This window comes from Shewanella saliphila (genome assembly GCF_014648295.1).
GTDB classification, from domain to species: domain Bacteria; phylum Pseudomonadota; class Gammaproteobacteria; order Enterobacterales; family Shewanellaceae; genus Shewanella; species Shewanella saliphila.
In genome coordinates, this window is the sequence record NZ_BMQV01000027.1 from 1 (window position 1) to 12759 (window position 12759).

General features: G+C 43.6%; 11 protein-coding genes. 5 read left to right on the forward strand and 6 right to left on the reverse strand.

Annotated elements, in window-relative coordinates:
- Nucleotides 1–507: 507 nt before the first annotated feature.
- The 4 genes from IEY48_RS12930 (at nt 508) to IEY48_RS12945 (ending at nt 5905) form a co-directional block, all read left to right on the forward strand.
- The gene (locus tag IEY48_RS12930) at nt 508–1632 is read left to right on the forward strand and encodes a HupE/UreJ family protein (RefSeq protein WP_229786451.1); all 1125 of its coding nucleotides are present in this window, start codon (nt 508–510) and stop codon (nt 1630–1632) included.
- A gap of 138 nt (nt 1633–1770) precedes the next feature.
- The gene (locus IEY48_RS12935; protein WP_188920945.1) at nt 1771–2085 is read left to right on the forward strand and encodes a hypothetical protein; all 315 of its coding nucleotides are present in this window, start codon (nt 1771–1773) and stop codon (nt 2083–2085) included.
- Nucleotides 2086–2484: 399 nt separating this feature from the next.
- Nucleotides 2485–5691: a DEAD/DEAH box helicase gene (locus IEY48_RS12940; RefSeq protein ID WP_188920946.1), complete on the forward strand. Its 3207-nt coding sequence runs from the start codon at nt 2485–2487 to the stop codon at nt 5689–5691.
- A gap of 22 nt (nt 5692–5713) precedes the next feature.
- Nucleotides 5714–5905, forward strand: coding sequence for a hypothetical protein (locus IEY48_RS12945; protein WP_188920948.1), 192 nt, complete (start codon nt 5714–5716; stop codon nt 5903–5905).
- Between the two features lie 432 nt (nt 5906–6337).
- Here IEY48_RS12945 and IEY48_RS12950 read toward each other — a convergent pair whose 3' ends face one another.
- Both IEY48_RS12950 and IEY48_RS12955 read right to left on the reverse strand, forming a co-directional pair.
- Nucleotides 6338–7336 (reverse strand): NADH:flavin oxidoreductase, encoded by a 999-nt coding sequence (locus IEY48_RS12950; protein WP_188920950.1) that lies wholly within the window; start codon nt 7334–7336, stop codon nt 6338–6340.
- A gap of 8 nt (nt 7337–7344) precedes the next feature.
- Nucleotides 7345–7959: a LysE family translocator gene (locus tag IEY48_RS12955; RefSeq protein WP_188920952.1), complete on the reverse strand. Its 615-nt coding sequence runs from the start codon at nt 7957–7959 to the stop codon at nt 7345–7347.
- 152 nt (nt 7960–8111) lie between these two features.
- Between IEY48_RS12955 and IEY48_RS12960 the strand changes: the two genes are divergently transcribed.
- Nucleotides 8112–8666 carry a DTW domain-containing protein gene (locus tag IEY48_RS12960; protein ID WP_188920954.1) on the forward strand — a complete coding sequence of 185 codons (555 nt, stop codon included), beginning with the start codon at nt 8112–8114 and terminating at the stop codon, nt 8664–8666.
- Between the two features lies 1 nt (nt 8667).
- On the opposite strand, the gene IEY48_RS12965 is transcribed toward IEY48_RS12960, so the two are convergent.
- The 4 genes from IEY48_RS12965 to IEY48_RS12980 form a co-directional block, all read right to left on the reverse strand.
- On the reverse strand, nt 8668–9390 hold the full coding sequence (locus IEY48_RS12965; protein ID WP_229786456.1) for a DUF6445 family protein: 723 nt from the start codon (nt 9388–9390) through the stop codon (nt 8668–8670).
- A gap of 7 nt (nt 9391–9397) precedes the next feature.
- On the reverse strand, nt 9398–10891 hold the full coding sequence (locus IEY48_RS12970) for a tryptophan halogenase family protein (RefSeq protein ID WP_188920955.1): 1494 nt from the start codon (nt 10889–10891) through the stop codon (nt 9398–9400).
- Between the two features lie 44 nt (nt 10892–10935).
- Nucleotides 10936–11895, reverse strand: a complete 960-nt coding sequence (locus IEY48_RS12975) for a cupin-like domain-containing protein (RefSeq protein ID WP_373293728.1) — start codon at nt 11893–11895, stop codon at nt 10936–10938.
- Nucleotides 11896–11967: 72 nt separating this feature from the next.
- Nucleotides 11968–12690: a SapC family protein gene (locus tag IEY48_RS12980; protein ID WP_188920959.1), complete on the reverse strand. Its 723-nt coding sequence runs from the start codon at nt 12688–12690 to the stop codon at nt 11968–11970.
- Nucleotides 12691–12759 lie beyond the last annotated feature (69 nt).

Genomic DNA, 12759 nt, shown 5'->3' on the forward strand with positions numbered 1-12759 from the left:
ACTAAGCTTGTTTAATATCGCTTCTTTAAATTGAACTGAATGCCTTTGATAATTCACTTGCTTTAACTTACCGCGCCCTGTTTATTTGTAAATTAATTGAGGCGACAACTATCCTGACACAGGGGGCAAGAACAGTATGAGATAGTGCAATATTGGTCAATATGGTGATGCGATAAGGCTTGCCTGATAATTCGTTAATGCATTTAAATCAAGTAGATTGGCTGTGCGCGCCATTGAGCCGGTGTACAAAACAACCGTAAACAAGTAATTGATAAGCTAGGTGATGTGGTTAACAGAAATCCGCTGCAAGATAATGCACTCTTGCTAGATTTAGCCCTCGCTGAGAGATTCTTAGTGATTTCTAACTCTGAGCGGGTTGGCCAAAGTATACAGGCGTATATCAAGGAAAATTAACGATCGCGCTTTGCTTAAATAAGCACGTTTATTGCTCAAACATGAACAAACCAAAGAGACGGTTTAAGCCGTTGCCAGTAAAAGGAATACACTGTGAACCTAACTAAGTGGTTTTTTACCGCAGCTAAAAGTGTGGTGTTGCTAAGCCTATTGATTATCAGTCACGCCAGCATTGCTCATCAAATGAGTACCAGTTATTTGTCGGTAAACTTAGATCAACAAGGGCAATTACAGGGCGCTTGGCAAGTGCGATTTTTCGATCTGTATCAAGTGATTGATATCGACCAGAATCAAAATGGCCAGTTAACCTGGAATGAGTTACAGCGCAATCAAGCTGTGGTAACCCAATATTTACAATCAAATTTAATCATAAGCCGTAATCAAGACTGCAAACTGGTGTTTGATGTCGCCCAGCAAGTTGACCAACATGTTAACGAAGATTATTTAGTTATATCATTTAGTGGCCAATGCCAGAGTGATGGCGCGCTAAAAATCGATTATCAAGCTTTTTTTGATGTTGATGCCGACCATAAATCGATTGTCACGATTGATACTCCCGAGTATCAATATACACGGGTTATCAGTAACGATAACCGTACATTACTGATGAATTTAACCGAGAGCTCAACCTACGACACGTTCGCTGAATATGTGTACCAAGGAATGATTCATATTTGGAAAGGCACTGACCATATTTTATTTTTATTGGCCTTATTATTAACTTGCGTGCTTATTCGCGAGCAAAAAAATTGGCAAGCAATTGAAAGTCCAGTAAAAATAATCAAACAAACTGCATGGATTATTACGGCATTTACCTTGGCTCACTCGGTAACTTTAACGGCCACAGCATTAGGTATTTTAGATTTTAGTAGTCATTGGGTTGAACTTGGCATTGCTTTATCGGTCTTATTTGCAGCGCTTAATAATATTTGGCCGATTGTATTGCGCCTAGGTTGGATAACTTTTGGCTTTGGTTTATTGCACGGTATGGGGTTTGCCGGCGTGCTTGGTGAGTTGGGATTACCTGAAAATCAAAAGTTATTGGCCATTTTAGCGTTCAATTTGGGTGTTGAAGTGGGCCAATTAGCCATTTTAGCCGTAGTGTTACCCATTCTGATTTTTTGCCGCCATCAACAATGGTATCGTGTGTGGGGCATGCAAATAGGCTCGGTTGCAATTGGTATAATGGCGGTTCAATGGTCGGTAGAGCGTTTTTAAACGTGCTCATTCATCTTAACGACAGCCTCATTAGTATCCGTTAAATAATATGGCCATCGGCAAATTAGCATGCTGATGGCGTTAATATTCAATTAAATAGAGGTAGAAGTCGTATTGGTTACAATTATTGGAACAATAGTGACACTCATAGCAGCGACATTTGCTATTTATCGACTGAATAAGTGTACACACAGTATTTACCTGTATATTCAACAGCATTACCCTGATGAATACCAACACTGTGATGCGCTTGGTCGTAACGCAGGGGGAGGGCGTCACAATACGTCGTTGTTTGTTATGGAGTCTTTTAATTCTGGTAAGCTGGCAAATATTGACGACCCAGCGTTGCAACAAATGCGTCAACGTCTCAGTCGCTTGAAAGCCCTATTCATTTTATCACCAACATTGATATTTTTAACGATAACCATCATTGCTGAGCCCTGGACTAATTAAAAGCGTCGCAAGAGGTTTAGCCTGTCCTATCGGCAGATACCTTATCATTCTAGGCACTACATTCTGTTTGCGGTGAATGGTGCGTTTACTCAGCGCTATTGATATCAAGACAAATCTCGCTTAAGGCATAACATTTGGCGCACTAGCAGTGCAGTCCTGCCCTCTTTGTCAACCAATGCTAAGGCTGGCTTTTGTTAATTAACCGAGCTGAGTCATAAACGGTAAACCCTTGCTTGTTGATATTCGTATCACTCTGCATACGGCTTTTGGATTTATTCGTCGATAATTCATCGATAACCATACGCAAAAGCTAGATATTACATGCTTTCTTCCATAGAATGGTAAGTTAACTTTTTGTCAGCAGTGATAATTTCTGCTGGGTTTTTATTAGGTATATTGATGTCGGCGAAACTGTTTAATCTTCCCATTAAGCTTTCATTAGAGATGATTGCTAAACTGTTTTCGGCTACCCAAATTCAAAAAGCACAAAACTACTTGATCCAGGGTCGAGTACTTGAAGTGACTGCCAGCAGTAATAACCATGATATCGAAGCTTATGTCGAAGGCTCTGCAGATGAGCCTTACCGCCAAGAAATCACCCTCGTTAATGTAAACCACAAAATTGTAATGCGTTCGCATTGTACTTGCCCTGTGCGCACCAACTGCAAACACGTTGCCGCTGCGATGCTGGCGCTGGTGGACAAAAAGCCCGTAGAAGAGCAGCGTATCCACCAGTGGTTACGTCAGCTTGACGAGCAAAAAACGGTGACTGATTTTGAAGATGAGGAAGAAGAAAAAGACCGCATTATTTATGTGCTGTCTAACGATCCTAACGGTATCTTTGTCGAATTTAAGCGCAGTAAACTCAATAAAAAAGGTCAATATAACAAAGGCAGTAAGCTGGCGTTAACCGATATTCGTTACAGTATGCCGTGGTGGATTGACCCTGAAGACAAGCAAATTATTAGTTTATTACTTTCATCTAATAATCACGGTTCAAAAATCTATATCGACGGCGAAATATCCTATTTAGCCTTAACCAAAATGCTGGCGGAACAAGTGTGTTTTTGGGAAGAAAATCGTACCCCGTTAACCTGGTCAAAATCAATTGCACCTGAGTTTATTTGGTGTGAGATGGATAAAAAGCATACACAAATGCAAATGCGCATGCCCGGTCTTGAAAACTGGGAGTTTATTGCCACTGAGCCGCCATTATATGCCGAACTTGATTACTTACGCTTAGGCAAAATCGACACTGATTTATCGGCCAAAAAACTCAGTTTATTGCAACATATGCCGCCTGTACCATTGGCTCAAGTGGACCAGATTAGCCACAAAATGTTGCAACACTTTTCGCCTAAAACCGTGCCAGTACCCAGCGAAATCGACTTTTGTGAAATCAACGACCCACTCAAAACCAAACTGATTTTTACGCGTGAAATCTATGCCAATAATCCTGTATTGCAACCGGTGATTCGGGTTGAGCAGCATTATGGTGATGTCAGTTTTAATGCCTCATTGAAACCAGAACGTATTAGCCTGGTTAAAAAGGGCAGCGTTCAATATCAAGTGCATCGTCAAGTCGACCAGGAACTCGCCATTTTACAAGCGTTGACCGAAGCCGGCCTAGTGACGTTTATTCCGAGCGAATATGGTAAACAACCTGAATATTTTTTAAGTGTTGGCTTATTGCCCGAATCGATTTTCGAATGGTCTGACTTAACTGAAAATGGCCTTGAGGCATTAACCGCGCTTGGCGTAGACATTCAGTTTGAAGATGATTTTGACTTAAAAATTGTCGATGCACAGTTAGGTGTTGATTTGGTTGACGATGACGAGTCTGGCTGGTTTTCGCTGTCGCTGAGCGCCGATATTGAAGGCCAAAATGTACCGTTATTAGCTTTAGTTGCCCGTTGGCTGCAACAAAATGGTGAGCCAGCAGATGACGATGAATTACTGCTACCAGGCCCTAATGGTGGCTTTATTAAAATTAAAGCTAAAACCATTAAGCCACTGATTTCAATCATTCAAGAGTTGTTTAACCGCAATTCAGGTGACCAAATTGCTATACCGCGTAACCGCGCCCACATTCTTAATGATTTATCTGCCAGCGATGTACGTTTACTTAATGGGGAGCGGGTGCGCAACCTTGCGGCAAAACTAGCAGAGTTTAAAGGGGTAACAGAGGTTGAGTTACCAGTGGGGTTAAATGCCACGCTGCGTGATTATCAAAAACAAGGGTTTGATTGGCTGTGCTTTTTAAAAGAGTACCAACTGGGCGGCATTTTAGCCGACGACATGGGCCTAGGTAAAACCATTCAAACGCTGGCCTTTTTACTGAAAGCCAAGCAAGAAGCCAAGACGCATCGCACCAGTTTAATTGTGTGCCCAACTAGTTTGGTGGGTAACTGGCTTAAAGAAGCCAACAAATTTGCCCCGTCACTTAATGTGGTGGTTATTCATGGCAATAAACGCCAACCATTGTTAGAGCAAATCGATGACTTTGATGTGGTGGTGACAACGTATCCGTTAATGCTGCGCGATGAAGCCATTTATAGCGATTATGTGTTCGACCATATCATTTTGGATGAAGCCCAGCAGATTAAAAATGCCCAGGCTAAAGTTACCCAGGTGATCAAAACCTTAAAGGGTAAATTCCGTTTATGTTTGTCTGGCACCCCGCTTGAAAATCACTTGGGCGAACTTAAATCGTTAATGGATTTCTGTTTACCTGGGTTATTAGGTCAGCATACTTATTTTAATAAAGAGTTTCGTGGCCCAATTGAAAAACAAGCGGATGTTGAGAAATCAGTATTGCTGAGTAAGCGTATTTCGCCGTTTATGTTGCGCCGCACCAAAAAAGAAGTGGTGTCTGAGCTGCCAGAGAAAACCGAGATTATTCAAACACTCGAACTCGAAAAAGATCAGCGTAATCTTTACGAGTCTATTCGTTTAGTGATGGAGAAAAAGCTGCGCGAACTGTTCGCTAAAAAAGGCGTGTCGAGTAGCCATATTGAGTTTTTAGATGCGTTATTAAAATTACGTCAGGCTTGTTGCGATCCGCGCCTTGTTAAGCTCGAACAGGCGCAACAAGTGAAAGACAACGCTAAACTCACTTGGTTAATTCAAAACCTGCCCGAGATGATTGAAGAAGGTCGTAAAATCCTTATTTTCAGTCAATTCACCGGCATGCTGGCGCTGATTGAAGATGAGCTCAAAACCCTAAACATTAGTTACAGTAAATTAACCGGCCAAACACTCGACCGCCAACCTCAGATAGATTCTTTCCAAGAAGGCGACAACTCGGTGTTTTTAATCAGTTTAAAAGCGGGCGGTACAGGGCTTAATTTAACTGCGGCAGACACGGTTATCCATTTCGATCCATGGTGGAACCCCGCTGCAGAGCGTCAGGCAACCGATCGCGCCCACCGCATTGGTCAGCTTAATCCGGTATTTGTGTACAAGTTAATTGCCCAGGGCACGGTTGAAGAGAAAATCCAAGAAATGCAGCAGCATAAACAAGGTTTAGCCGACAGCATTTTATCTGATGGCACTCAAGGGCCATGGCAGGGTAACGCCGAAGATTTACTGGCGCTATTGAGTTAATTACCTATTTGAGGTTACAGCTTTGCCATCAATGTATTATAAACGCGGTTCTGGTGCACCAAGGTCAAGACGTGGCAATCGTGCAACGCCTGCGCTGCATATGGACTATTTTGAGCAAGTGTTTGCTGAGCTGCGCCGTCATCCTGAAAAAATTGCTATTGTTAGACACAATATTGCAGAATTTCAAGCACAGCCTTTTTTGAAAAAGGGCTAATACCAATCCGCATTAGTAAGTGTCCTCTCAGAATGCGTCCAGCGTTTTTTGATTAAGGCGTCGCTATGTAGTAATGGTTGTTCCCAAATAGCGAGAACGCAGAGCAAAAGCGGCTGGTGCATTCCTTTCAGGCGAGTTTTAAAAGGGCTTACACTGCGTTGCATGACTTCGAAAGAGAATAACTATTCATTCAGTCATGCGCCTTGTTTAAGCCCTTTTAAACTCTCGCTGAGTCGTCACTTATTAACGCGGAATGGTATGGCACACCGCCATTGATAGACAGCTACTGGCATTTGACGATAGTGAAGACAGTGATGATATTTAATTGCTCTATAGGCAGGTGATGAGTGACGATATTGGTCAGCGGGTAAGACGCTACCCGCTGATTTTTAAAGGTATTATATCGACGGCAGCCAATGCGGTAGATAATGACTAGCCTTGCATCACCTGGTGAGCAAACTCCACTGGGCCGGCCAAAATAGCTCGCCCTACTGCGACTAAATCCACTTGCCTGGTGGCTAAAATGGTTTCTATGTAATCCACGTTTTCAATGCCGCCAACACCAATAACCGCCGCAGTAGTTTTGCCGGTTAACGGCGCGGCATCTTCGACTAAAAAGCCTTCGCCACGTTTATCTTTAGGACGATTCCAGCCACCAATACCTGATGATACATTGAGTATTTCAACACCCGCAGTCACTAGCCATTGGCTCACCTGCGCCATGTCTGCATGAGTTAAACCACCAGGATATCCGTCTTGGCCCGGAATGCGAGTCATGACCGCTAACTTCGGCGCGACTTGTTTAATTTGAGCGACAATTTCAATCAATATTCTAGCGCGGTTTTCAAGCTTACCGCCGTATTCATCTTCACGCTGATTGGTCAATGGTGATAACCACTGATTAATGCCATAACCGTGAGCACAATGGATTTCAACTAAATCAAAGCCGGCTTTGTCGGCACGAATAGCAGCAGCCACAAAGTCTTGTTGCCATTGATTAATATCATCTAGTTTCATGGCACGTGGGGTCGGTAATACACGGTCGTATGCGGGCACCGTAATACCAGAAGGCCCCATGATATCGCAGCTAATACCGGCACTGTCTTTACCGCCGCAATGGGTGATCTGTAAGCCCGTTTTAACGCCAGCATTATGCAGTGTACTGGCTATCTGGGTTAACCCTGGTAAACACGCATCATCGTGGGCCCCGAGTTGTTTTTTCTCACTTCGCCCAGCCAGATTCACATGGCTATATTCAACCATCACAACGCCAGCACCCGATTGGGCTAAATTGTGATAATGGCTAAAGGTTTTTTCGGTTGCCAAACCATTTTCGTTTGCGGTTTGAGATGCCATAGGCGGGACCACTAAACGATTTTTAAAGGTTAATCCGTTGGTTAAGGTTAACGGGGTAAAACGCAGTGCAGTCATTGAAATTCCTATAGGGTAATGGCAACCAAGATACCCGCAAGCAGCATAATACTGCCTGCAGTGCGATTAATAATGTTGGCAGCTTTAGTTGAGGTAAACACTCGTTTAGCCCCAGATGCCAGGTAAGCATAAGCGAGGTTTACCGAACCAAAAGCAGCTGTGGCGATGGTTAAAATAATGATGACATCCAACAAGCTGACTTGAGTCATAGGCACAAATGCGGGGAAAAAGCTCACATAGAAAATCAGCGCTTTAGGGTTACCTAAAGTAATCAAAATACCAGTGAATACATTTTTAGTTAAACTGGCTTTAGCCGTATCAACAAGTTGAACGCCATGTGCTGTTGCGCGCAGCATACTGATACCAAGCCAACACAAATATAAGGCGCTGGCATATTTTATCAGTTCAAATGCAGGCCCCATTGCATTAGCTATGGCAGATAAACCAAACAGGGCTAATAAGATATACACAAAGTCGCCAAGTAATACGCCAAGTGTTAAAGCAGCGCCATGGCTAAAGCCATTTGAGAATGAGCGCGATACCACTGCAAACACTGCTGGGCCAGGCACAATAGCTAAAACCAGCATAGTAAAAAATAACGCGATAATCTGTTGGTAAGCCATTAATGTTCTTCAGTTCTGTTTTTATTATGGCGGATGGCACCTGTGCTAATTATTGGCGATTATAGCGTAAATGAGTCATAAAAACGCCATTTGGAAGGTGCTAAAAACTATCAATTATGTAATCCATTATGTCTGAAAATTAGAGCGTAGATGTGTTACATTGCTCGATTATTCAGGCGTATAGCACTTTTTTAAGGATTGTTGTGCAATTCATCTTATTAACCCACTCAAGAGAGTTACTTCGTGCCAGTAACACCGGCCAATTAGTGCTGCAAGTGTTAGGCGATCGCGCTCGTGTGATTGAGTGGCATCGTAAGCAGCCTGATATGGCATTACTGGCGGCCATTGAAGCTGGACGTGTGGGTTTAGTGTTTCCAACCGATGATGATTCGTTAAACGTGAATGTAGACTCTGCGAAACATGTAAATGCGCCTGCAAAAGATTGTGCTCCCCATCTCGAGTATTTATTGTTGCTTGATGCCACCTGGCAAGAAGCCCGTAAAATGTATAATCAAAGCCCATATCTTAAAAGCTTAGTCAAAGTGGGATTACAGCCAACACATGCCTCTATTTATCCCCTAAGGCGAAATCAACTTGAGGGCGGGTTATGCACCGCAGAGTGCGTGGCGTTATTACTTGAAAAAGCCGGAGAGGCTGGGTTAGCGCAACAACTGACTGAATGCTTAAAAGGGTTTATTGAGCGCTAGGTTACTGAAAATCGATAAATATATTGGCGGTAAGGCGACCGGTTTGCGGGTTGGCATCAATGTCGGTATCTGGATTGACTAGGGTTGAATGCAGCAAGTTGCCGGGGTAAATCACCACCCGATTTGGCCGATATGCTACCCGATGATACAAGTTGTAATGCTCATTGCTGGTAACGCAATAACGCGGACTTGATTGGGTTATTTGGTCAACAAAAGGCTGTGCCTGAGTAAAGTATGAGTCAATGTTGTCGTTATTAATCCGCTCAAAACCGCTGGCGTTATGCCTAAAAAATCCGGTGTCGCCATGGGGACCGTCATTAAGGTAATGCAAAATGGCAAAGTAATATGGATTAGGCGTGTCAAAGTGGGGCAAACATTGCAGTGGTACCAGGTCTTTTGCCTGGGTGTCGATTAACGAAAACACCCCTTGTTGCGGTTTTAAGCGCCGGGTTGTTGGAATACGATACACATCGTAAATAAGCTGAAATACCGCATTAAGCACATCGATAATATATTGCCTTGGCAGTGCAGTACGTTGACCAGGATAAAACGAGCTTTTATCCTGGTCAAATTGACTGTCATTAATGGCAATATCAATCAACTCAGAGATATCGCCTGCAAAATTATCTATCACGATAACTGGTGTTTGTTGTTGGCCAATCAACTGCACCTGCGGCGCAATAGGATTGACCTGTATTAGTGGTTGAGTGGCTTGCGACGACATCGTTAGCTTAGCCTTGCATCGTGGTTGACTTGCAATAGTGTTGCACAAAGTCATGATGCGGTGGCAGGGTATCGACTTTGCGTTTAACCGTGGCTTTAATGTTGTTTAAAAAGCTTTGCAACTCAGCGGGCTCCATTAAATCGACAATCGGGTGATATTCTTTAGGTATCAAGCCTTGTCCCATCATCACCTGGATCCATGAGCTTTCGCCAAACAGCTCATTACCGTATTTATAAACTTTGCCAGATTGACTAAACATATCAATACGATGTTGCAATGAGGCGGGGATTGGCATGTTTTTACAGTAGCGCCAAAAACGGCTGTCTTCACGGTCGGTAACCTTATAATGCAAAATTATAAAGTCGCGAATATTGTCCATTTCAATTTTGGTTTGTTGGTTAAATTCATCGACGTCAGCCTGAATGACGCCATGCGCCGGAAACAGTTGCAGTAAACGCACGATACTGCGCTGGATCATATGAATGCTGGTGGACTCGAGTGGCTCTAAAAAGCCTGCAGATAAGCCAACCGCAACACAGTTTTTGTTCCAATGTTGGCGACGCGTGCCAGTTTTGAATTTAATCACGCGCGGTTGATTAATCGGTTGGCCTTCAATGTTATTGAGCAGTAACTCGGTGGCGTCGGCATCCGAAATAAATTTGCTACAAAACACCAAGCCGTTACCTGTACGGGTTTGTAGCGGAATACGCCATTGCCAGCCCGATTGATGCGCGATAGAGCGAGTATAAGGTATAGGCTGTTGTACCGCTTCAGTTTGTACTGCTATGGCACTGTCGCACGGTAACCAGTGACTCCAATCTTCAAAGCCTGTATTTAGCGTTTGTTCGATCAGTAAGGCTTTAAATCCGGTGCAGTCGATAAATAAATCGCCGTCAATGATGTCGCCATTTTCAAGCTGTAACGCTTTAATATTGCCTGAATCATCATGCTGTAATACATCGGCAATTTTACCCTCAATGCGCGTCATACCGTGTTGCTCGGCAAATTTGCGTAAGAATTTGGCGTATAAACTGGCGTCCATATGGTATGCATGGTTGTAATCTTGATTGGGTAATACTGCAAAACGGCCCTGGCGAGCGGCTAAATGCTCTGTGCAGTAATCGCCGATTTCACTGACCATATTTTGCTGCTTGCCTTTAAGCCAAAAGTGCTGAAAGCCACATGCCCAACAGTCTTTGCCTAAAAATCCAAACGAGTGCAAATAGTCTTTATTGACGTCATGCCAGTTTTCAAATTGGATCCCCAGTTTAAATGTGGCGTTGGTGGCGGCCATGACATCTTGCTCTTTTAAGCCTAATAATCGATGAAAAATGTGCAGGGTAGGGATGGTCGCTTCACCGACGCCAACAGTACCGATGTCGTCAGACTCAACTAATACAATATCTAGGTTTTTGCCCATGAGTTTGCTAAACGCGGCTGCGGCCATCCAACCTGCAGTACCGCCGCCAGCAATGACGACTTTTTTGATTGATTTATTCATCTCGGGCTTCCTGTTTCATATCTTAGTTTTTGCTGTATTCAGCATTATCGTTTTAATTTATTGATTAAATCTGCGCGTAACTTACGCGCATTTAACTCATCTAACGGTTTGGTTAACATGCCTTTAGCGTCATCTGGGATATAACTGTCGTCTACATCATCATGATCGAAGATGTAATGGTCGAACATAGCTTTCCACGCTTGGCGCTGCGCCTTTGGTAATGAACGAAGGCTTAACATGCTGTGCAATAATGCGTTATTAGGACGACCTAAATAACCTGGCGTATCACGCCACCAGTGGGTAATGAGCACATTAATATCGTCAATGCCGCGTACATGGTGCCACCACATGCTAGGGATAAATAACACATCACCGGGCGTTAATTCAGCGGTTAACGCCGCATCTAATGCCTGTTTAAATTGAGGGAAACGTTCAAAATCGGGTTTATCAAAATCCACCATGCTGATGTCCTGTCCGCCAGGAGCAAACTCCATTGGGCCAACATAAAGATTGCTGATTTGCTCTGGTGGAAACAGGGTGAAAGTGCGCTTACCCACTACGTTGCAGGCCAGGTTTAGCGGAAAGTCAAAATGGGCCGCCACTTTAGTTTTGTTGCCTAACCAAATACTGGTCAGTGGATTGATAGGCTGTAAATTAAGGCTGTTTTGCTCACCAAGTCCGGGCAGGCATTGATGAATATCAGTAGAACCCATGTAAATGCCGGCAGGATTAGCGCTGGCGTTTTCTTGCTGTAAGCGTGCGAGTAGTTGATTAAAATCAAGTCGGCCGGCCTGGTAATTAAAACCATCGAGCTGCTGGTTGTAAAACACTCGTCCTTGTTGCTCTGGTGGTAAGTAGTAGGCCGTTACAGCAGAACCTTGATAAAACTGGCGTAAATAGTCTAATGCCTTGTCGGATGATTCAAGCCCTGCTTGCACTAAAGGCCAATGACGACACAAACCTTTAAATACCATGGGTTTGTCGGCATGCTCAATGTGCGCCATCACTTGCGCTAACGTCCAATCGCTGACGCAGTCGACGGGCGTTAATGTGTCATTGGACATCAGCGCTATTCCTTAGCCTTGAGCATTTTTAAGGTTTAGTAAATCGCGCACTTTGCTTTGTGAAGCTAGCGCCATATAAATGGCTTGCAAGTAACCTTGTTGATGCAAGGTGGCGAGCGTGTCGGCAGATAGCGTGGCTAAGGTATTTTCGTTAATGGTGTAAAAGCCAATCATTTGATGTTTTTTACCGTTGTCGAGTTCGATATCTAAGGTGAAGGACTCAAGTAACTCATGCTCAATGAGCGCGTCAATAAAACGCTGGCTGTCGATAAGACCGTGGTGAATGACTTCTAACATTTCACCGACTTCATCTAATAGTGGGGTGTTACCGCCGTAAGGTAAAAATAATGCTTCGCCTTCAGTTTGACTCACTCTTGGATGATCTAAATCCACATGAATCACCCGTTGTTGACGCTCTATGCCATCTTCGCGCACGGTTTGTTGGCCGATTAAAAAGGGCTGGCGGCGCACACTGAGCGGCACATAAGAGGCACTCCAACCGGCATCTGATAAAAACAGGTTTTCATCTTGTTGAAAACCAAACAATGCCATTGAATAAAATTGACCGGTAGCGGCATCTTTATGAAAGAAAATAGGGTAATGAGCCTGAATACTGCGAAACTCTTGCGGAAAAGTGACGCTAAACCACAGGTTGTCGCCTAAGGCGGCAGAGCGGCTGGTATTCACCTTTAAGTCTTTATGGTCGATGCTGTTCAATAATACGTGTTGGCTCATGTTGATGTCCTATCTTATTCGTTCAAATACAGTTTGTTGTTATGGCTTTTGTAAGTGATGTTATCTATG